Raw genomic sequence first — 20,872 nt, forward strand, 5'->3', positions numbered from 1 at the left:
AGTAAATAGTTCTGCGTTTGGATATAGCGATCCAACATTGAAGGCAAATTACAGCCGTCCTCGCAAACGTCCTGCGTCAGCAGCTCTGGGTACGCACTGAACCACAAGTAGTGAAGCCCGTAAGCAAGGCAAAACACTCCTACAGGCAAAAGCCACTTACCTAGCGACTTGATCGTAGTGTTCTTCACAGATTGCCTCCAGTCTTATGAGCAGAACACGCAGAATCACAGCCACAGCCGTCGCTGCGGTTGTTGAACCGGATATGGAACGCGATCTTGTACGTATGCTTCACCAGTTACTAACGAATTGTAAGCGCGATCGAGCTCTCGACCGAGATAGGCAGCGTGATCTAGTCGGCTAACGAAATTTTTTTCAATGGACTGCATATAAATTGCTGTTGGCGTTTCGCCTTCGATAATGCAGTCTAGAACACCAGTCGGTGTATAGTGTTCGACAAGGAGCAACTTTCTTTTACTATCAGGATAGATAACAAAAAAACCAGCCGCATCTGTCACGAAGCGCTCGGTCTCGGGCGCTCGCACCACTTCTACTTTTGTAGTCTTGATTTGTTTTTCAAATGGTCCGGGATTGCGCGCGGCGCAAGCCTTGACCTGCTCAGCTATAGCGGCAACGTCAGTGGTTCCAATCAAAGATATCAGCTCAACTTGCTCAAGGAAAAATTGCACCTGTTCTCGGCTGACGTTTTTGAGATAAGGCCGTTTGCCCTTTGCCTCGCGAATCCTCATACCGTCATCAACGCCGTGCTTAAACAGGCTTTCCATAGATTGCCCTGGCAGATGACCGACTGCTTGTTGAGTGTCATCACCACAAACAAGCAGAAAACGAATGTTGGGGTTACCAAGAGCGTTTTGAATAACGCGCTCAATGCCAAGGTTTTCCGTATGCATGGGTCCGACTACTGCCATGCCTTCTGGATTAGCTGCTCGCAATTTTTCGGCTAGATCTTCACTGTTGAGCGTAACCACGGCAACCGGCGCCGTATAACGCGATACCTGATATTCACCAGGCAGAGGCGGCCAGCCGGCCCGCTCTTCGGGCATCTCTGTTGGACACAAATCAAGACTTTCGCTTTGTTCTGGATAGGCCTCGGCAAAAGCGTTGGCGGCAATTGCGGGATAGCAAATGGCGCAGCCAAGACAATCATACTTTTTCGCTGTAAAGTTATCGCGCGCGCGTCCTAACAAGTCGGATAGCACATCTCTACCGGGCGCGGTTAGTGCTAGCGCTTCTGTCGTCTGCTGAAAGCAACCGCAGCTATGGCACTTAGCCAAAGAGGCCGCTGTTTCAATCTGCTCGTGTATGACATCCAGGGGGGATTGCATTAGATTTTCCTGTAGCAAACATCATAGCCATTATACACTAATCAATTGAATAGTATATAATGCCAACAGATACCCCTTCGAGGTTCAAAGATGGACGAACCAGACAAGTGTTGCAGCCCCAAACCGCTCTTAGAGGACCGTCCAGTCTTTTCCCTTAATCAGGCTGCTGAACTGGCAGAGCTGTTCAAGCTGCTGGCGGATGCGACACGGGTCCGGCTGCTGCAACTGCTGTTAAAACACGGCGAGATGCGAGTGTCTGAGATTTCAGGCGCGCTGGAGATGACACCGCAAGCTGTTTCAAACCAACTTCAAAAACTAGCGTATAACAATGTCGTTGCAGCCAGAAGAGCAGGCGTGAATATTCACTACCGCGTCGTTGATCCGTGTGTTCGTGAGCTGCTTCAACAGGGTATGTGCCTTCTTGAAGATGCGCGCCAGAGCAGGAATCACGCTGATGTTGTCTGATATGAAAGTAAGTTTTCGTAAAAAGGGCGGCTTGCTAAATGCGCAGCTTGACTGTGAAATCGATTGCAACAATGTTCAGCAGCTCACTCAAGAGGAATCCCGCGAGCTAGTGGCTTTGCTGAATAAATACCGCCCGGCGTGCGCTTGCACAGATGAAAGCATTAGTGGACAGAGAAATGAATTCAGCTATCAGATCAGTATCGATGATGGCGAGAACAGGCTGAAACTGGCATTCTGTACGGGAATGTATCTTGAAGATATCGAGCTGTGGCGCAGCGTTGAGCTGATCGAAACCCTTTGTTATCGTGCGTGTGGTGCGGAGCAAAGACCGATCTCTATCGGATGTTGCCCTAGATCGAACGTCGAGGGATAAAGTTTATTATTTGCTTTTAGGCTTCCATGAGGGCGGCGATCGTGTCAATACCCATGTTTTCGTTCAATTTTCGTCATCTCAGGCGCGCAAAGTAGGGAGAGTGGATCCTCTTCCCATGCGCTTTTTGTGCCCTTGGACATTCGTTCGGTCGACGCTAGTCAGAGTTGACTGCACACCCTTCCATTCGTAATCAGGTTGAGTCCGTGCTGGGCCGGTATCAACCTTTTTTAACGTTCTCTGTGCAAGCACAGTAACGGGCCGAAAAACGTCCTAGCCCAGCGTCATCCTTTTCTCATCGAATTCTTTTTTGTCCTTTAAAACGTGATATGCGATCTCTGCAATCGTTCGGGCGATCGCAACTATTGCGGTTTTTTTGCCTCTGCGCTTAAGTATTGTGTTGTAGCGACTCAGAAACGGCTTCGAAGTTCTTACAGCCATCCATGCGTCTTGTAGGAGTATCCATCGCAAAATTCTTGGACCTCTTTTTGTAATTGCTCCCATTCTCATCACACTGAACTCGCATAGAGGCGAGGCACCAAGCCGATATAACCAGCAACATGCCGAGCGTTCTTAAACCTCGTGATGTCACCCAATTCAGCAGCTATCATTAATGCCGAGATATCTCCAACACCTGGAATCGTTTTCAGCAACTGCACTTCGGGAGAGTCCTTTGCTAGTTGCATTAAGATTCGATCCCGATTTACCATCTTTTCTTCAAAATAATCGATCACCTCGAGGCACTCCCCAAGCTGCTGTGACGCTCGGGAGTGAGACTGCTTTCTTGTTGTAGACAATTGCGCCCAAGCGCGGACCCCAATCGAGCTTCTTTGTTTCCTTGTCCAGAACCGCATGTGCGATGTTCTTGTATTGTGTTCGTGAACGCATCAGTCTTGTCCGCCATCGCAAATTCTCTCTCAATATGCGCTCATTTCTGCTCGGTTGATAGCAGACCGGCAGGTAGTTTCGGATGACTAACTCCATCAGAATTTTGCTGTCGATTTTGTCATTCTTTTTGACACTATCGGCTATTAATCTCACAGCATAGGTGTTTGCGACTTTAACTTTCGAACCGCATTGTTTGACTGTTTCAACGAACCATTCGTTGCCGCGGCAATTCTCAATCGCACAAATTACTGGGTCCAATCGCAGAAAAAACTTTCGAACTTCGTGCTCGTCATTCGACAGTTTGTGCTGGCTCAGCACCTCTCCCTTCTCGTTTCCCACAGTAATTACAGAGAAACGTTTGTGGAAATCGATTCCTACAAACGTAGCTTTACCTTCCATGGGCGTGATAGATTTCGGCATAGGCATGTTCTCCAAAGCAGTGTTGGGTTTGTTTCGCAAAACTTCCATACCCTGTTTTTTGGTGCTGTCTGTACCGCCACCTGGCGCGTCTCCAAGCCATGCGACAGAGATTGGTCAGACAGCAATCATCCTGAACCCGCCCTGCATACAATCTTTTTTGGCATAACGACGGAGACACTAGACCCGTCTAGACCTTTATTGAGTACTGGAAATCGTCACAACCGAAGGATTATCAACCAGGTTTTGACGGCTGGGACCAAAACGACTGAACAACGCCGGTATAACAACCAGAGTCAGTGCTGTGGATGTGAAAAGACCACCGAACACAACATAAGCAAGGGGTTGCAGAATTTCCTTTCCGGCACCGCCACCAATCATCAATGGCAACATGGCCATAGCAGCGGTCAAGGCGGTCATTAGCACGGGTGACAGTCGCTCCATTGAGCCTTCTTTGATTGCTTGTCGGATAGGCACTCCTGCCTCAAGCATGTGGTTGTAGGTTGTGACCAATATAATGCCGTTTCGGTTGGCCACGCCAAACAAGGTTATGAAGCCAATTAATGAGGCTACTGATAGAACACCACCACTTACAGAAACAGAAATTATGCCGCCGATTAAAGCCAGGGGCAGGTTGGTTAGTATCAAAATTGTGGACCTTATTGAACCTACCGACTGATGGATTAGAACCGCGACGAAAAGCATTGCCACCAAGGTATACACAAGAAGCTCTTGACTAGCCCTTTGTTGTGCTTGAAATTGTCCACCGAGATCTAGGTAATAACCCGGCGGCAAAGCAACGTGTTCGCTCAATTCTCTTTTGACATCGGACACAACAGAGCCGATATCTCGGCCTGAGACATTAGCTGAGACAACAATGCGCCGGGAAACATTTTGCCGATTGATTGTATTAGGGCCTGAATCGCGGACGAGAGTAGCAACCGATGATAACGGCACCTTGACTCCAGTCGGCGTATCAACGAGAAGATTGCCGATCTTTTCAGCGTTATTTCGAGCAGCTGGTGACAGCCACACGACTAGGTTGAATAAGCGCTGACTTTCCAGTACCTGTGAAACTGTCTTTCCGTTGAGCGCGGTTTCCACTGTGTCCGCTAGTGATCCAACCGTCAACCCATAGCGAGCTGCACTGTCTCTGTCGAAGCGAACAGAGATTTGCGGAACCGGCTGTTGAGGCTCAATTTGTAGATCTACTAAGCCTTTTATTTTTTCGATTGCTCCGGCGACGGATTGCGCTTGGGATCGCAAAATCATCAAGTCTGGGCCAAAAATCTTTATCGCCAGAGCAGCCCTGGTGCCTGATAGAGTCTCATCAATTCTATTTGAAATAAATCCGCCGAGATTGGCTGAAACACCAGGATAGCGAGCCAGCTCTTTGCGGATCATTTCCATCACTGTGGCTCTATCTTTAGAGTGTTCAGCAATTTGTATATCCAATTCGCCAAAAGTAACGACACCAGCATCGTCATCACCAAAGGCTCGCCCAGCACGGAATTGAACGGTCTCAATTTCTGAATGTTTCATAAGCGCAAGCTCGATGGCCTTGCCGATTTGTTGAGTGGATGCCAAAGAAGCGCCAGGCATTTGATTCAATGTGATAACTAAGCTGCGCTCCTGAAATTCAGGCAGGAACGTTGTGCCCAACGCAGGCAAAAGCAAAAGGCTCGCGAAAAATCCCAAAACGGACGCAAGCAAAACAACCATTGGTCTCCTCATGGCGAAGGCTAATATCGGTTCGTAGATCCCTTTGAGCTTGCGCACTGTCCATGTTTCGTCTTCGGGCAATTTTCGATTAGCGAGCAATAGATAACAGAGTGCTGGAGTAACTGTCAGTGCCACCAGCAGTGATGCCAGTGTAGAGAGGATATACGCCAAACCAAGTGGAGTAAAAATGCGCCCTTCAATTCCAGACAGGGCAAAGATTGGCAACACAACGACACAGAGAATCAATGTAGCAAATACAACAGAGCCTCTAATTTGTACTGATGCTTCGAATACTACTTTGAGAGGTGGTTGTGCCGCACTGCCCTTTATGTGGTTTTCACGAAGGCGCCGGTACACGTTCTCAGCATCTATGATTGCGTCGTCGATGACGCCACCCAGCGCGATGGCAAGACCGCCCAGAGTCATTGTATTTAAGCCAACTCCAAACCAGTTCAGGACAACAAGACCAAGGACTATCGAGAGTGGCAACGCAGTGAGCGTGATTGCAATGGTTCGCCAATTGCCCAGGAATAAAACCAAGACTACGGCGACAATGAGGGCGCCGTCACGCAGGGCTTCTACCACGTTCTCTACGGACTTCTCGATAAAGTCTTCCTGTCGAAATGTGGTCGCTACCCTGACATCAACAGGCAGAGTTTTTCTGATCCCGTTCATCGCGGATTCGACTGCTCCTGTTACTGTTGGCGTATCGGCAAAAGGTGAACGGGTGACCGTTACGATGACAGCATCTTCTCCGGCGAAAGAGCCGTCCCCGCGTTTGACACCTGAACCAATGACGACATCAGCAACATCGATAAGGCGAATCGGAATACCGCCCTTGTTTACCGCCACCACTGACGTTTTCAGATCGGAGATACTACGAAGGCGACCCAAGCCGCGGATAAGAAATTCACGGTCTGGCTTTAAAAGAAAGCCGCCGGGAGCATTTAAATTAGCATTGCGGGCAGCTTCGGTAACTTGCAGCAACGTCACACCAAACTGTTTCAGCTTCTCCGGGTGCACCAAAACCTGATACTGCTTTTCGCCGCCGCCAAGAACCAGTACCCGCGTCACCCCCGGAATAGCCAGGAGTCTGTTGCGAATTTGCCAGTTGGCGATGGTAGCCACATCTAGTAACGTTGTTGGATCAGAACTAGACTTGGTTCTATCGATGGTGAGGGCATACTTAATGACGTCTCCAACCGGATTGCTAATAGGTGATAACAACGGTGGATTGACTCCTTGAGGCAGGCGTGGTGCAACTTGCTGCACCTTTTCAGCGACGAGTTGCCTGGCTCGATAAATATCTGTGGAGCCCTCAAAGATAGTGGTTATTACAGATAGTCCGATTGCCGAACTAGATCTAATATCGACCAGGCCCGGTGTTCCGTTCAGGGCACTCTCTAGCGGTAAAGTGACAAGTGACTCCACCTCTTCCGGGGCTAAGCCAAGCGCCTCGGTTTGAATGACTACTTGCGGTGGCGCAAAGTTAGGGAAAACGTCAAGTGGCAGCTTCAAAACGACACTAAGCCCCATTCCTAGGGCCAAAATCGATAAAATGACTACAATGAATCGATTGCTAATCGACCATAAAATCAAACCATTAAGCATTGGTATGGTTCTCCGCAGTACCCACAGGTGCATCGTTTGCGAGCGATTTTTCGTCTATAGCTTTGTTGCCGCGTCCGGTCAGCTTGCCTGCAACAAATGCGACTATTATTAGCACCGCTCCAATCAGCAAACCTAGCCACATTGGGAAAGCTGGCTTAGCATCCGCCTTTCCTTCGCTTTTTTCGTCATCGTCAGAAGGTATGCTTGATTTAGAGGTTTCCGCAAGTAATTGATAAGCTCGTTCTGTCACGACGTTATCATTGGCGGCCAGCCCAGTTGACACGCGCACGTAATTGTCTTTAGTTTCACTAACACTAATGGGAACGAGTTGGAAATGCGTGCTATCCCGCTTAATAAAAACGGCGTTTTTCCCACTCGATGTCACCAGTGCATCACTTGGCAAATACAGCGCTTTCGAGGGGTTCTTGGTTGAACCGACAAGCTCTATCGTTGCAAACATTTGTGGTTTTAAAAGACCTTTTGGATTGTTGATGAGCGCCCTAACTCCTATGGTTCGAGTGACTGGATCGACCTCTGGATCAATGGCCCCTATGATTGCCGTAAAAGACTGACCGGGACATGCAGGGGTCTTAACGATGATTTTTTGTCCTATCTGGGCGAGGTGTATGTCCTTTTCATAGACTTGCGCCACGGCCCATACCTGCGACGTATTAACGATTTTCAGAAGTAGTCGAGCAGGCTCTACGGATTCTCCAGGTGTAACTTGTTGATCAGAAATAACTCCGGAAAGCGGACAATACAAGGTGACATGACCATCGGCTGTTGCTTGTATTCGTTGCCCCAGTTGAGCCAATCGATTTTTCAGCATGGCATTGCTTAGCTGCAATTGCACGTGCGCGGCTTTTAAATCAGCTTCAGATTGCCGCAAAAGACTTTCGGCGGCTTGATAGTCTTTTTGGGCGGTCACTTTGAGTTCTAGAAGAGTCTTTTCCCGTTCAAAGTTTGTTTTTGCCAGACTGAGCCTAGCTTGAGCCTGCTCTACAGCGAGGCGATTCTGTGCAATTGTTCGCGAGGATTCGACTGCGAGTTGTCGAATCTCTGGAGTATCGACAACTATCAGTGGATCGCCTTGAGAGACCCTCTGTCCTTTTTGTGCTAGCAAAGTGAGTATCCGTCCTGCTAGCGGCGCATTCACGTCAGCAGTATTTGCTGGTATAGACTCAATTTGCCCATTGATGATATGGCTTTGCGTTGAGTCTAGGAGTGCTGGTTGCTGGGTTGTAAGACCCATCGCTTTTTGAACGTCAACAGCAATTTCCACATTGCCAGTGGTATCAGCGTCTTTTGATTTGTTTGTCTCTTCTTCAGCGTAACCATAACTGGCAGAAACGGTTAGGCTGATCAAGGTTGCAATAGCCAGAAGTGGTAAGAGATTTCGACTGTACATTTGTTACTCCATTTACCGCGGGGCTATTGTGTGTCCTACGGCTTTTTCCAGGTCTGACCAAGCGTTTGCGTAAGAGATGACGGCGTCAAAATATCCTGAATTTACTTGCTGCGCTGCTTGTTGCGCCAGAATTACGTCAGCTAGGCGATTTTTGCCATACTTGTACGCAAGTTCAGCGGCCTTAGTGGAACGCTGCGCGTTTTCAATCAGGTTCATTTCATACTGATTGATGTTTGCTTGCGCCAAATGGAAATTTTCGTATGCAGCCTGGATCTCGGCTTGAGTTTTTCTTCGCGTAATAAGGACATCTGTAGTCGATTGGTTGATTACAGCCTGAGCCGCAGCAATTTCGCCCTGCCTTTGATAAAAAATTGGCAGGTCAACGTTGACGTTCAAAAATGCACCGAATTGTTGTTTGGGCACATCTCGAAAGGTTGTGTAAACAAAGCCAGACCCTATTATGACATCCGGTATGCGCTGCGCTTTAGCAAGCCGAAGCTGTTGAGCTGATAGGTTTATTTGCTGCTTTGCTGCCAAAAGATCCGGGCGTTGGGAGAAGCCACTTTCAACAAGTTCATTGAGCTGGGGCAAATTCATCCCATGTTTCGGCACCAGATCTGTAGGTTCTGAAATAGTGACCGATACTTGTTCTTGAGCAACTACAGCCGAATTTGTCGGCAGTCCCAAAAGAGTGCTGAGCTGGATTTGAGCTTGTCTGATTCTGCCGTTTGCAAGATTGACTTGGGTATCAAATTGATTTTTACTCAATTCCGCCTGGTAAGTGTCCGACTCCGGTACATCTCCAGCCTTAAAACGTTCGCGTGCAATGCTTAGCAATCGTTCGGCTAGACTTCGCTGGCGCACAATAAGCTCTGTAAATGCCTGCGCCGCCGACAGCTCTAGGTATGCTCTGCGAACACGTGTGTGAATATCAAAGCGTACAGCCCGTAATTTAATAGCCGATAATTCGTGAGAAGCTTTGGCCACACGTATGCGGGAGTGGCGTTTGCCACCTGTTTCAAGTATCTGATTGATTCCAACGGCTTGTGGCTCACCAGCAATAGTATTTGTATAAGCCTGACCAAAACCGGACTGAAGGGTGAGCTGGGGATTTGGAATTGCTGCGGCACTTTTGATACCGGCTGCGGCTACAGAGACATCATTTCCTGATCGAATTATTTCGGGATTATTGTCATCAGCCAATTTAAATGCGGCTGACAAAGTGAGGGGGACTGGCTCACCACCAGACAAAAAATAAAGATTTGGCGTGGCTACCGATTGTTGTGAATCTGTTGAACTAGGTACAGCACTTGGTTTGGGACCTAATGCCGGGTTCTGTTGGGGCTGCTCAAAAATTGGACCTTGCGCGGCAACAGCACTCAATACAGAGCTAAACAGTGCGAAACACTGAATCAAAACGTAGTTCAAAGATTTATTCATAGTTGCGACACTGCTTGACTTGCCCTGCAACATCAGCCGTCACTGAGCGAACCAGCAACAACAAGTCAGCTATACGCTGGTTACTCAGCGAGTAGTGAACAAATCGCCCCTCACTGGTGCAATCTACGAGACCGCACTCCTTAAGGCATGCGAGGTGGTTTGAAACATTAGGCTGCCCAAGTCCTGTTCCTGCAACTAACTCATTAACGGTCATAGATTTTTCGGTAAGGCAGCTGAGAATGGTGAATCTTGATGGATCTGCCAGTCCCCGCAGGAATTTATGCACCAATAGGTCAGCGTCAGATTTTGTTTGCATTGGTTGATCTGGTCAAATATATCAGTGAAGACTGATACGTTATAGCATGGACAGTCTAAGCCGTCCACAAGTGGGGTTTACGATGCAACACAAAAGTGCTCTATAAATCGCGAACCATTGCAGCGGCGGGGTTTGCTCCTTCGAACGCTGACTGACAAACACCTGGATTCTTTCTGAAGGAATTGTGTGTTTGGTGGCAGCAGGCTTTTTGCTCGGTCGGTTGCACTGCAGGATTTGATGTCGACTCGTTACTTGAAATAACGAGTTCTGTTGTCGGCAAACAACGATTGGAGCATCGGAATCAAACCCGAGAGTACGCTTGCAGATCATTTAAGTCGCACAGTGTACAGCTAACATTAGCGGATTGATCAGGGGAAGGAAGTGTGAATTGATGTCGATGAATAGGTGTGCAGATGAACTCTAAAAACTCTTTTACAGCCCTAACTTGCAGCGAGCTGGTCAGCCTGGGAGCAATGACAAATTGTTCGTTCAAAAACTGCCTTGGGAATGATTACGTTCACCGCATGTGGTATCACCTCGACAAGAACCGGCGTCAGTCCTTCAATGTCGCCATCGAGCATCAATGGCGTTTTATTTGCAGGTAACGAAGATTGATTTTGCTGGCAGGTGGAATCTTCCAGCACTTCGATCTTTGCACTGCGCACATGTAAGATTTCATATGGCAAATGTGTTGAAGCCCGTCCGAAAAAGAACCATTTAGCGAAGCGCAGGGCTATCTCGATCATTTCGCCATAAGTGCGTGGATTAAGGATGCACAAATCCAGTGTTCCATCACAGATCTGGTGGACATCGACGCCCTGCCCTATGCCCATATCTATTGCGTTAGTGATCAGTAAGCCGCGAGCACGGCGCTCGAAAGTTTCCCCGTCGCTGGTTATTCTAAGGCGGATCGGAGCAGTCCTTGCCGCCTTCCATAAGGGTTTGATATAAGACAACAACTTCCAGCGTCTTTTCTCAGTTGGGCTGGGTGCGGCAATTGCTTCAGCAAAGGGACCGATCCCTGCATCGACAGTGAAATAATGTCCATTTGCTTTGCCTAAATCAATACAGATAGGACTGCCGTTTAGTATGGTATCAACGGCATGCCTGACTCGGTGACGTTCATTAGGACTTACCAAACCCAGACTACGAGCGAGAAGATTACCTGTCCCAATGGGAATGATAGCGACCGGTGTTTGTAGACGTGCCTGTGCCACTGCCTCAAGAACTGTTCGCACAGTCCCATCCCCGCCAGCGGCAATGATTAGATCAGCCGATAGGAATTCATCGTCCAGCAGGTGTCGCGGTTCTAGGGTTAATGTTCGAAGGTTCAGGCGCCAATTATTCTGGCAGAGACTGTCAGTGAGTTCTCGAACAGCCTGACTGAGCCGATCGGCTCGGCCTGAACCTGGATGAAAAATCAGGATTGCTTGTTTCCATGCCCTCGTCATGATTGTTGTGCCTCTTGATTTCGCAAGATTCTCAAACCGCTAGCAATGACGATAAGCTCGCTAATTTCGTGGGCGAGAACAGCGCCCGGTAGTGATAGAAATCCAAAAATTGCAGCGACAACGAGAGCGGCGATAACTGCACTTGAAAGATACAAATTCTGCGTGACGATTGCCCTAGTGCGTTGAGCTAATCTGAATGCGATCGGTAGCTTACTCAAGTCGTCTGCCATCAATGCAACATCAGCTGTCTCTAGGGCGACATCGCTTCCGACTGCACCCATTGCGATGCCAACGGTGGCAGCAGCGAGTGCTGGTGCGTCGTTTACACCATCTCCTACCATAGCTACGAATTGGTGCTTTTCCAACAGTTTGTTGATTGCAATGACTTTGTCCTCGGGCTTCAATTCGGCAAGCACAGAATCGATCCCTACTTCGGATGCTATATGCTGGGCGGCTTTTTCATTATCGCCAGTGAGCATCGCCACCGCGATCTTTGCTTCGTGAAGCGCCTTAATAGCTGTCTTCGCTTCAGCTCGAATGCTGTCGCTTAGTGCAACGGCGCCCCAGGCACTGCTTTCGTCGCCAATGAGAATTACGGTATTGCCTTTGGATTGCCAGACTTTAACTTGTATCTCAGCAGACGTATTAGTCTCCAGTTGGCGTTTAAATAGAGTTGGGCTGCCAATCGAAACGACGCGATCCTTGATCCTTCCTGTGGCGCCAGCACCTATGATGGAACGCCACTGGCTGACATCGTGCGATGGAAGACCTTTGGACTGTCCGTACCTGACTATCGCACGAGCAAGCGGATGTTCGCTGTAACTCTCTAGACTTGCCGCATACGAAAGCAGTTCAGTCTCAGTAATATTTCCGGTCTTTTCAAAAAGTGCAAATTCCGAGACTTCAGGCTGGCCACGAGTAATCGTGCCTGTTTTGTCGAGGGCCACTGCTTTTATTGTGGCCAGATTCTCCAGGTGAACACCACCTTTGACGAGAATACCCATGCGGGCTCCCGCCCCGATAGCAGCCACAAGTGTGATCGGGATTGAAATCACCAACGCGCAGGGTGCGGCTGCGACGATGAACACCGTTGCGCGGGTCAACCAGTCAGACCAAGGTAGCTGGAGAAACAGGGGAGGAATAATTGCCAGCAGTAGTCCGAGCAAGAGAACTATAGGACTGTAGCGCCTGCCGAAACGTTCTATGAACTTCTGGCTTTCACCTTTTCGTTCTTGAGCTTCTTCGACTAAGTGAATTATTTTAGCAATGGTATTCTCAGCAGCAATCTTTGTAGCCGTTATTTTCAGCATCCCCTCGCTGTTGATGGTGCCTGCAAAAACTTGGTCGCCGACTGCCTTTTCAACAGGTACGCTTTCACCTGTGACTGGTGCTTGGTTTACACTGGATGTGCCTTCGGTAACTTTGCCATCGGTAGCGATTGACTGTCCGGGTCGTACAAGAAACAAATCGCCGACTGCTAGCTGATCTATAGGTATTTCTTGCAGAGAGCCCGAACGCTCAACTGTGACTACTTTTGGCGCCAGCTTCATCAGAGCGCGAATCGATGAACGTGTCTTTTCCTCCGTGTATCCTTCAACAGCCTCAGAGATTGAGTAGAGGAATGCGAGCATGGCTGCTTCAGGCAATTGTCCCATTACTGCCGCAGTGACACCAGCCGTGGTCATGAGCATTTCTATACCTATCTCACGCTCTTTGAGAAGCTCTTCTGCGGCTTCTTTAGCGAAGTAAAATGCGCCAATGACTGCGGATGCACCATATATCCAGTTCGCAACGAGATAATTCTGGGAAAGCCCAATAAGATAGCCAACCAAAAGCAGGAGACCGGAAACGGACGATGTCAACACTTTGGGATTTTGCCAGGGCTTCAAACTCTCGCTGGTAGGCGTCCGTGATGATTTGCAGCTTGAACAACTATCTTCTACGGCGGTCATACTTCTGAACCTCTAATAGCGAGTGCAGTTGGTGATATCAGCGTCACACTCGTTTAGCAACGCTTCAGCATGCTCCAGAATGATTGAGACTCGGGGATCGGCTATCTTGTAACAGACGTACTTGCCGTTCTGTTCAGCGCTGAGCAGTCCACATTCACGAAGACAAGCCAGATGATTGGAAACGTTTGGCTGTGTTAAGCCTGAGGCTGCAACAATTTCGCTGACGGACTTTGGTCCGTCGTCGCGCAAGGTTTCAATTATTAACAGGCGTGAAGCGTCTCCAAAACCCCTGAAAAGCTTGGACTTGAGCTGAATTTGGCTTGTTTTGTTAACAGCTTGCATCGTTTTACCTTTGGACTCTTTACCCAGGTATCATATCAGCATAGACTGATATGATCTCAAAAAGTGCCTTGCTGAAGTAAAGAAAAGATGGAAACGGAAATCGAGACATTCGCAAAAAAATATGCCTATTGTCAACAAAAGCACACCCGTAACAATGAGCACCCAATTGCAGTTTTTGGGTGGTTGTCCCCTCTTTTGTGCTGGACTGTTCCAGAGCGCGGCCTGCGCGGCAGACATCAGCGCACCGGAAATGAACCCAAAAAAACGATGATCGCTGCTCGGAAAAACATGATGTTATGGCACATCTTTTTAGCGCGGCGGGGGCACCGCTGCGCAACGTGGCGGCAGCCTGGGGCGGGCTGGGAGGAGCCAATGCCGAGGCGGCACCGAGGCAGAATATATCGGCCACATTACACCGGTCCATTGTCCTTAAACAATCACCTCGGGCAGTGGGGCTTAGAAGGAGCAAAACATGAGCAAAGGGTTTCGCGTCAGTTCCGACAAAGGGCAGCATGGCATCAAGATTTACTGGCTCCTGGACGAATTGAAGAAGCGCAAGATCCCGCAAGTTGTCTTTGCGGAACGCCTTGGTATTACGGTCCCAGTCTTGACCGGCAAAAAAGGCGTTTTTCCAGCCGATAAAGTCTAGCTGTGCATGCAGTTGTTAGAGAACTGGATGGCAGGCTTGCTAACAATCATGGCGGCGGTCGCATGACTGCAGCGAACCCTTTTGAACAGCGTTAAATTCGCTTTTTGCTCAGGCAAGAGATTGCCAATGTTTCATTCCAGCCCGAAACGCCACCCACTTCAGGCTTTAAACCTTTCAATTTCTAGCGGCAGGTTGATAATTTTCTATCCCTATTCATTTCTGGGGGAGTAACTTGCTTTTGTGCTTCGCGTATGTTTGGTTCGGTAGCAGCTTTAACTTAAATCTCACTGACTATTTTTTTCTGAGATGTAGATCTAAAAAGTCTATGACTACTTTGGCATTTCGCTCACTGATCAAAGAATGATTTGCGCCGCGAATAATGTGCAACTGGACATCAGCCCCTGCTTTTAGAAGAACTGTATATAATTCTTCGCTCTGTGATACAGGGACAACTTCATCTTGATCGCCATGCATAATAAGAAATGGCGGCAAATCTTTTTTGGCAAAATAGACAGCACTGGCCATTTTTGCTAAATCCTGATTCTTACTAGGCTCCCCGTTTAGAAGTTTTTCGATCAAAATTCGTCTGTGCGGATCTTGATCGTAGTATTTCGCCATGTCGGTTATTCCAGACCAATCAACAACCGCCTGAACTTGAGCGGTCCCACTTTCCGATGCCGTATCACCAGGCGCAGTGCCAAGAAGAGCAGCTAGGGTACCCCCAGCCGAAACACCAAATAAAGCTATACGTGAGCTATCCAGTCCGAATTTCGGCGCGTTTTTGCGCAGAAATTTCAAAGCAGCATTGCAATCAAGTATTTGCGCCGGAAATGGTGCGTCACCGCTAAGTCTGTAATTGATGCTCGCTACCGCGTAACCGTAATTGGTTAAGAAGGTTGGTACAAACATAGTTTTATCGCCTTGGGAAAATCCTCCACCATGAATCGAAATAACTAAGGGCGATAGATGTGTTTTGTCTCTCGGAAGATATAGATCGAGTTTTTGCCGCTCGGATTCATCAGCGTAAGAGATGTCAGCGATTCGTTGAGCATCGGCAGGACGAAATATTGATGGGCCTGCCTTAATATCTTCCGAAGATTCGCTTTTAGGCACAAGCAGGCAAGCGCCCAGAAAAGCCCCGGTCGAGAAGATAGCAAGGGATTTAGATCTTGAATACAGGTGCAATTAGCAATTACCATACAGAATCGACTGGAGCCCAATTTAAGGCATCGGCTTCGTCAGGTCATGATACCAAAGTTCCACCTCTAGCCGCTCTTTAGCCACCATTCCGAAAAGCTCTGCCCATCTGCATCTTACCGCCCTGCCACTGCCTTTCGCGCCTCAGTGTTCTCTGGCGCCCCAATTTGTGCCGACCATATTGACACTAAATATACCGTCTCAAGCGTTCCCGTTCGTGCATAGAACTGGCTTGCCGCAACCGCTTTCACCGCCTTGATCAATAGAGTGTGCCGGGGTACGAGGGCGGCTCTGCGGGTCGAGCGCTGGGGCCGCAGCCCTGGACAAAGTGCGAAACGGCTTGACGCGCGGTGGCGCTGCCCCCGTATGCTCGAACAACGAACCCGACAAAGACGGTCAACCTGCCAGCTCTCGGTCTCCGACTGCCCTCTCCCAGTCGCCTAGTTCGCGGCGGGCGCACCTGCCTCCATGCCTGAAAAGCGAAGAACTTGGGTTCCATCGTCAAGGCAACCCGCTGCGCGGGCGGCAGAGCCGACTTTGACGATGGGGGTTCGAGCTAGGCTATGAGCTGGGCATGGGAGCAAGCCGGGGGTCGTCAGATCACGCGGCAGAAACTAGCGCTCTCAGAGCTGAACAGTTTTTTGACATGGAACAGCGGGGCAGTGGTGACAGCTAAACAAGGCACGCATTGACGAAAAGGCAAATTAGAACAAGTAGTAAAAGGAACGGCCTGCTTAGTTTCCAGCGCCCTGCATCGATGGCGACCAGACAACATGAAATCTGCTCGGATTTAAGAAAAAAGCTTGACCTTAAAGCGTGGTTCAGGGTTTATGCTACCTCTTGACTTCCGGGGGTAGTATGATTGAACGCAAAGACAAGTCTTTATCCATAAGCGGACTGACAATAGGGCAGGTGGCAACAGAAGCCGGTGCGACAGTTGAAACCTTACGCTATTACGAAAAATTCGGTTTACTAGAAGCTCCTGAAAGAACAAGCTCAAATTACAGATTCTATCCAGTGCAAACTGTTTCAGTAGTGAGATTCATCAAAAACGCACAAGAACTGGGTTTTCCGCTTAAGGACATAAAGCAACTTCTCAATTTACACCAAAGCCCAGTTGGTGATACTGCCGACGTAAAAGCTCTTGGACAAGCACTTTTAACTGAGATTGATTATCGTATAGCGTCATTGCAAGCAATGCGCGTGTCTCTAAACAAACTCGTGGAGCAATGCCCTGGGCAAGGACCCAAGGAGTGTTGTCCCATACTTGGTGCACTTGCCAGCGAACAACCAATTAAATCTACCGAACAATGAGATGCCGTACTTAGCTCGGTACAAGTAATTTGGTGATCTTCGCGCCGCATAAAAAACCAAGAAATTATAGACACTCAAAATAGCTGCCACTAAATCTAGTATCAAGTAAAACGGAGGTTCAGCAATGGCTGAACAAGAACAAAACGACAGCAGGCTGAGCCCCGAAGACCTTTACCAGAGGCTGATCTACGAACTATACGAGAACGGTCCATTCCGGCTGGTGGACGAGAAAGGACACCCTGATTTGATCAACGACAAGACTCGCCTGTGTTGCTTGCGGGAGAGATTCTTGGACGCCATCACTGTGCTGCAGAAACACGACTTGGTGCGAGAGTTTAGAAACGAGCAAGAAAACCGCCTTTACACCCTGACCTACAAGGGCTATTTGACGGCACTTCTTGCACGCTGCAAATTAAACCGAGACAGCCGATGTAAGTGCAACAAGTGCGTCAACGAATTGGTGCAAGCCTTCGAGCATCTCTTGAAAGAGATGAAGCGCGGCGGTCCCATGGAATTGGTGATAAGCAATCATCGCAATCACCCGCACTTTGTGGCAAGCGAATCCCAATTGTGTTGTTCACAAGCGCCATTCCTTGACGCAATGTGTGAGCTGGAGCATTACGGACTGGTGAGCAGGTCGGCAAACTTCTTCTACCAACTTACTTCAAAAGGCTTGATATCAGCTCAGATTTCGCAACTACCCAACAGCAAAGAACGAAGTGAGCGGGCAAGCGCAAACTAAACACAGCCGATCATAAGCAACATCCGAGGTATCGATGAACACGGTTAGAAAGGACAAACCAGCAAAAGAGCCAGAGCTGCAGCTAGTAAAAAAAAGAAGAACAAGAACACGAAGAAGAAAATAAAAATAGCAGCAACACTCTCCCTTATCAATGCGTCTGCACTTTGGTCAAAAGCAAACTTGTTGATTGTCGAGTTCATCGCCTTGCAAGCCTCTTGCCTGAAGCCAGATTAAGGGAAGTTTTTCTATCTCACGTTATGGATTGATGGCTATGTTAGACCATTGATAATGCTTTCATTTGAATTTCTTGCACTTGCTCCGTTGCTGCCGACACACAAAATTTATCAGGCCCGGAGATTGTCCAGACTTGTTTAAGTAACTGACGTTCTTCGTAAGTGAGAGCGGCTCTAAGTTTTTGTAAACTACTAGACCAAAGCTTTTTCGAGTCATTGTTCGGTTGTGATATTCCTGAATGAGAAGTTATTTTCCAAACGGCCATACGCTGGACCTCCCAAATATTCTGCCGACTTACTCCTAAAATTCTGGCTATTTCAGCCAGTTTTAACGGTCGACCATCGGTCAATCCATATCTCAAATCGAGCACAAATTTTTCTTTGTCAGTCAGGGGCTGCATTCTTTCAATTTCCGATCAAGCAAGCGGATTTGCGAGTTTGTGGTCTCTCAAATATGGCAGTGGATCTACGGTTTTGCCGTTCACCATAACATCGAACATCAAATGCGGACCGGTGGAGTTACCTGTAGATCCTTCCTTCCCAACATCTTGGCCAACCTTCACAGTGTCGCCTTTTTTGACGTCAATGACTGCCATGTGGTCGTATGCCGTAGTCAACCCATTGCCGTTATCGATTACAACGCGGTTACCGTAACCTCCATCAGGTCCGGCAGATATGACCGTTCCATCTGCAGCGGCGCGCACCGGAGTTCCCGCAGGTTTCGCTATGTCCAGACCAGAATGAAACTCCGAACCACTTCCGGTGAAGGGATTGGTGCGATTGCCGTAAGGTGAAGTGATGAGGCTTTCATCGGCACTGGTCCAGGCTAAATTGCCGGGCACATTACCAGCAGCAGTTTGCCCGCTCGGCTGTTTTTCTGCCTGGGCAATCAATTGGCGAGCCTCATCCATGGACGCATCCACTTTCGCAACATAACCCGGCATATCGGCTGGGCGCTGAGACTGCGAAGCCAGATCGCCACCAGATATTTTGCCGTCACCATTGATGTCACGCACTTTATTTTCATTCTGGGCAAAAACAGAAAGAGCGGTCTCCGCATTCAATCTGGGGTCTTCTCTTTGAGCCACAGACATACCGGAACCTTCGCCATTGTCATTCAGTTGAAACAGCCCGATGCTATGACCGCCGTCACCGACAGCTTTGTTGTCACCGCCGCTTTCAACCAGCATAGTAGCCACTGCCAGTGTCGGATCAATGCCCTTTTCTTTTGCAACTTCCATTACAGTTCTCACGTTGCTTAAGACGGTCTGCTGATCCGAACTCGGTGTGGCACCACTAGATGCGGTGCTGCCACCATCTGGTCCTCGGTAGGTCGGACCGGGGTTGTAACCAGCACCTTGCCCATCGCCGCCGCCGCCGCCGGCACCTGGACCACCAACTGTGCCGCCACCGCCCGGCCCACTGGACGGCCTTGCTGGTACATCAGAAGCTGGAGCTGGTTGTGCTTGCCGTTGCTCAGGCGGTTGAGGCTGCTCCGGTGCTGGCGCAGGAGTGTCTAAGGGCGTAACTGGTGGAGGCAAATCAGGCTCTTTGTTCAATTGGTCTAGCCAGTCTTGCGGTAACTTCGTGCCTGGCGGATGGCTGTTCTTGAAGTAATTAATCAAATCCTTGATAGTGGACTTTTGCAGCTGATCGGCAAGCTTTTTAGCATCTGTCTCGGTCTTGTTTTTCGATTGAATCTCAATTGTTATGGAGCCATCTTTACTCGGTGTAGTCTTCAATAGATTGGCTTTGAGCTTGCCATCTTCACCAAGGATGAAGTCAGGCTGTTGTCCGCTTTTAGCATCTTGTGCCGGACTAGTGAAATTGATGATGGTGGCATTTCTTACAGCCGCTCGAACCTGATCTGCAGTGGCACCAACGGACTGACCATAGAGTTGTGACGTCTCCAGATTTAAAGTGGCAGGTAAATCGGAAGAGCTGCGTCCACTCGTGCGTGGCATATCTCGCCACATTTGAGCAGATAAAGCTGGCGAGCTAAAGCCTTTTGCATAAGGCTGCTCGGAAAATTCTGTTGGAGCAAAGGCTTGTTTTGTCATTGTTTTAGTAAAGTGGGCAATTCTAGCGGCTTAGAACTCCCCCGCCAAAATCAAAAGTGAGCAAATAACGATAAGTGTTGAAATCTCCAAGGTTAGAGGAAAGAAGTAAAAATTTCCGGAACGACTTGTAGATATTTAGTGTATTGACGCCCTCCTGTTTTAGATTTTCTCCAGTACCAGATCAACCAATTGCCAGTTGGGGAATAGTCCCAGCAGAATTAGCAGTCTTGGCCACAGCTAGCGATTGTTCAGCCTGGGACTCAAGCGATGTTGCACCAGGGCGGTCCGTAGCGCTGGCAGTAGATTTACCGGCGCCTTGAGTCAAAGCCGCCTGCAACGCATTGACAAAGCGGCTGTCATTCATGATGCCAGGGTTAAGCTGAGCAGCTTGGATCAGCGCCATGATACCGGACATCTTGTCACCGCCTGCGATGGCAGATAAACCTTGTTGTACCAACTGCGAGGAAACATCACTGCCTGGAGCTGCTGTAGCGGTGGCTTCTGTAGCAGTTGCCGGTTTTGATTGAAGAGTCGTATCACTTGGTTGCTGTTGTTGCTGTGCCCGACCATCAAGACCAGCATTTTGTCCTTGCATCGCACTCTGCATCTGTTGCGCATCGAGAGGATAAGCGTGTATGTGCGGGTGCACATCGCCTACGGCTTGTTTGAGACCTTCAATGAACCGCTGATCCTGAACAAGCTCAGGCTTTTGGGCTGCTCCTTTCATCAACTCCAGGATTCCATAGGTCTCGTTTTTCCCAGAAATATCTTTCAAGCCCTGAGCAAGAAGCTGTCTAGCCTGCTGGTCAACTCGACCTTGATTAGCATCCGGGTTGGTCAGCAGCTGCGAAGCTTGCTGTTGCAACTTGCTGTCATTAGGTTGTCCGATCGGTTGTACTACTTCAGGCTTCGCTTCCGGGCTGTGATCGGGGGTGTGTGACATAGATTCTCC

Annotated in this window: 18 protein-coding genes; 4 read left to right on the top strand and 14 right to left on the bottom strand. The window is 48.8% G+C overall.

The window, feature by feature from the left end; translation table 11 throughout:
• Positions 1-224: 224 nt before the first annotated feature.
• Positions 225-1,343: a DUF4346 domain-containing protein gene (locus EKK48_24260; protein ID RTL37219.1), complete on the bottom strand. Its 1,119-nt coding sequence runs from the start codon at positions 1,341-1,343 to the stop codon at positions 225-227.
• A 90-nt stretch (positions 1,344-1,433) separates the two neighbouring features.
• Between EKK48_24260 and EKK48_24265 the strand changes: the two genes are divergently transcribed.
• A complete protein-coding gene (locus EKK48_24265; protein ID RTL37220.1) occupies positions 1,434-1,808 on the top strand; it encodes a transcriptional regulator in 375 nt (124 codons plus the stop codon).
• A 1-nt stretch (position 1,809) separates the two neighbouring features.
• Positions 1,810-2,181: a hypothetical protein gene (locus EKK48_24270; GenBank protein RTL37221.1), complete on the top strand. Its 372-nt coding sequence runs from the start codon at positions 1,810-1,812 to the stop codon at positions 2,179-2,181.
• A gap of 506 nt (positions 2,182-2,687) precedes the next feature.
• On the opposite strand, the gene EKK48_24275 is transcribed toward EKK48_24270, so the two are convergent.
• From EKK48_24275 to EKK48_24320, 10 genes are all read right to left on the bottom strand, one after another.
• Positions 2,688-3,032, bottom strand: coding sequence for an IS110 family transposase (locus EKK48_24275; GenBank protein ID RTL37222.1), 345 nt, complete (start codon positions 3,030-3,032; stop codon positions 2,688-2,690).
• Positions 2,896-3,534, bottom strand: coding sequence for a hypothetical protein (locus EKK48_24280; protein RTL37223.1), 639 nt, complete (start codon positions 3,532-3,534; stop codon positions 2,896-2,898). The genes EKK48_24275 and EKK48_24280 overlap by 137 nt, the downstream gene beginning before the upstream one ends.
• Positions 3,535-3,681: 147 nt before the next feature.
• Positions 3,682-6,816: an efflux RND transporter permease subunit gene (locus tag EKK48_24285; GenBank protein ID RTL37224.1), complete on the bottom strand. Its 3,135-nt coding sequence runs from the start codon at positions 6,814-6,816 to the stop codon at positions 3,682-3,684.
• Complete coding sequence (locus tag EKK48_24290; protein ID RTL37225.1) at positions 6,809-8,224, bottom strand: efflux RND transporter periplasmic adaptor subunit; 1,416 nt, start codon at positions 8,222-8,224, stop codon at positions 6,809-6,811. The genes EKK48_24285 and EKK48_24290 overlap by 8 nt, the downstream gene beginning before the upstream one ends.
• A gap of 12 nt (positions 8,225-8,236) precedes the next feature.
• Complete coding sequence (locus EKK48_24295) at positions 8,237-9,697, bottom strand: TolC family protein (GenBank protein RTL37226.1); 1,461 nt, start codon at positions 9,695-9,697, stop codon at positions 8,237-8,239.
• Positions 9,657-9,980, bottom strand: a complete 324-nt coding sequence (locus tag EKK48_24300; protein RTL37227.1) for a transcriptional regulator — start codon at positions 9,978-9,980, stop codon at positions 9,657-9,659. Before EKK48_24300 ends, EKK48_24295 begins: the two co-directional genes overlap by 41 nt.
• 440 nt (positions 9,981-10,420) lie before the next feature.
• Positions 10,421-11,431, bottom strand: a complete 1,011-nt coding sequence (locus EKK48_24305; protein RTL37228.1) for a hypothetical protein — start codon at positions 11,429-11,431, stop codon at positions 10,421-10,423.
• Positions 11,428-13,383 carry a cation-translocating P-type ATPase gene (locus tag EKK48_24310; GenBank protein ID RTL37229.1) on the bottom strand — a complete coding sequence of 652 codons (1,956 nt, stop codon included), beginning with the start codon at positions 13,381-13,383 and terminating at the stop codon, positions 11,428-11,430. Before EKK48_24310 ends, EKK48_24305 begins: the two co-directional genes overlap by 4 nt.
• Positions 13,384-13,395: 12 nt before the next feature.
• Entirely contained in the window at positions 13,396-13,725 is a 330-nt protein-coding gene (locus EKK48_24315) for a transcriptional regulator (protein RTL37230.1), read from the bottom strand.
• Between the two features lie 940 nt (positions 13,726-14,665).
• Positions 14,666-15,559 carry an alpha/beta hydrolase gene (locus EKK48_24320; protein ID RTL37231.1) on the bottom strand — a complete coding sequence of 298 codons (894 nt, stop codon included), beginning with the start codon at positions 15,557-15,559 and terminating at the stop codon, positions 14,666-14,668.
• An 870-nt stretch (positions 15,560-16,429) separates the two neighbouring features.
• On the opposite strand from EKK48_24320, the gene EKK48_24325 reads away from it, so the two are divergent.
• Both EKK48_24325 and EKK48_24330 read left to right on the top strand, forming a co-directional pair.
• Complete coding sequence (locus EKK48_24325) at positions 16,430-16,885, top strand: MerR family transcriptional regulator (GenBank protein ID RTL37232.1); 456 nt, start codon at positions 16,430-16,432, stop codon at positions 16,883-16,885.
• 124 nt (positions 16,886-17,009) lie between these two features.
• Positions 17,010-17,627: a hypothetical protein gene (locus EKK48_24330; protein ID RTL37233.1), complete on the top strand. Its 618-nt coding sequence runs from the start codon at positions 17,010-17,012 to the stop codon at positions 17,625-17,627.
• A 274-nt stretch (positions 17,628-17,901) separates the two neighbouring features.
• Here the strand turns inward: EKK48_24330 and EKK48_24335 are convergent, their stop codons facing one another.
• From EKK48_24335 to EKK48_24345, 3 genes are all read right to left on the bottom strand, one after another.
• A complete protein-coding gene (locus EKK48_24335; protein RTL37234.1) occupies positions 17,902-18,261 on the bottom strand; it encodes a hypothetical protein in 360 nt (119 codons plus the stop codon).
• Positions 18,262-18,276: 15 nt separating this feature from the next.
• A complete protein-coding gene (locus tag EKK48_24340) occupies positions 18,277-19,920 on the bottom strand; it encodes a hypothetical protein (protein ID RTL37235.1) in 1,644 nt (547 codons plus the stop codon).
• Between the two features lie 181 nt (positions 19,921-20,101).
• Positions 20,102-20,863: a hypothetical protein gene (locus tag EKK48_24345; protein RTL37236.1), complete on the bottom strand. Its 762-nt coding sequence runs from the start codon at positions 20,861-20,863 to the stop codon at positions 20,102-20,104.
• Positions 20,864-20,872 lie beyond the last annotated feature (9 nt).

The organism is Candidatus Melainabacteria bacterium, from assembly GCA_003963305.1.
Lineage (GTDB): Bacteria > Cyanobacteriota > Vampirovibrionia > Obscuribacterales > Obscuribacteraceae > PALSA-1081.

What these genes read in the sequence shown, in the direction of transcription:
- EKK48_24265 (RTL37220.1), top strand. Translation starts at nt 1,434, where the DNA reads ATGGACGAACCAGACAAGTGTTGCAGCCCCAAACCGCTCTTAGAGGAC.
- EKK48_24310 (RTL37229.1), bottom strand. Translation starts at nt 13,383, where the DNA reads ATGACCGCCGTAGAAGATAGTTGTTCAAGCTGCAAATCATCACGGACG.
- EKK48_24325 (RTL37232.1), top strand. Translation starts at nt 16,430, where the DNA reads ATGATTGAACGCAAAGACAAGTCTTTATCCATAAGCGGACTGACAATA.
- EKK48_24300 (RTL37227.1), bottom strand. Translation starts at nt 9,980, where the DNA reads ATGCAAACAAAATCTGACGCTGACCTATTGGTGCATAAATTCCTGCGG.
- EKK48_24315 (RTL37230.1), bottom strand. Translation starts at nt 13,725, where the DNA reads ATGCAAGCTGTTAACAAAACAAGCCAAATTCAGCTCAAGTCCAAGCTT.
- EKK48_24330 (RTL37233.1), top strand. Translation starts at nt 17,010, where the DNA reads ATGGCTGAACAAGAACAAAACGACAGCAGGCTGAGCCCCGAAGACCTT.
- EKK48_24335 (RTL37234.1), bottom strand. Translation starts at nt 18,261, where the DNA reads ATGCAGCCCCTGACTGACAAAGAAAAATTTGTGCTCGATTTGAGATAT.
- EKK48_24290 (RTL37225.1), bottom strand. Translation starts at nt 8,224, where the DNA reads ATGTACAGTCGAAATCTCTTACCACTTCTGGCTATTGCAACCTTGATC.
- EKK48_24260 (RTL37219.1), bottom strand. Translation starts at nt 1,343, where the DNA reads ATGCAATCCCCCCTGGATGTCATACACGAGCAGATTGAAACAGCGGCC.
- EKK48_24305 (RTL37228.1), bottom strand. Translation starts at nt 11,431, where the DNA reads ATGACGAGGGCATGGAAACAAGCAATCCTGATTTTTCATCCAGGTTCA.
- EKK48_24270 (RTL37221.1), top strand. Translation starts at nt 1,810, where the DNA reads ATGAAAGTAAGTTTTCGTAAAAAGGGCGGCTTGCTAAATGCGCAGCTT.
- EKK48_24340 (RTL37235.1), bottom strand. Translation starts at nt 19,920, where the DNA reads ATGACAAAACAAGCCTTTGCTCCAACAGAATTTTCCGAGCAGCCTTAT.
- EKK48_24275 (RTL37222.1), bottom strand. Translation starts at nt 3,032, where the DNA reads ATGCGGTTCTGGACAAGGAAACAAAGAAGCTCGATTGGGGTCCGCGCT.
- EKK48_24280 (RTL37223.1), bottom strand. Translation starts at nt 3,534, where the DNA reads ATGGAAGTTTTGCGAAACAAACCCAACACTGCTTTGGAGAACATGCCT.
- EKK48_24345 (RTL37236.1), bottom strand. Translation starts at nt 20,863, where the DNA reads ATGTCACACACCCCCGATCACAGCCCGGAAGCGAAGCCTGAAGTAGTA.
- EKK48_24295 (RTL37226.1), bottom strand. Translation starts at nt 9,697, where the DNA reads ATGTTGCAGGGCAAGTCAAGCAGTGTCGCAACTATGAATAAATCTTTG.
- EKK48_24285 (RTL37224.1), bottom strand. Translation starts at nt 6,816, where the DNA reads ATGCTTAATGGTTTGATTTTATGGTCGATTAGCAATCGATTCATTGTA.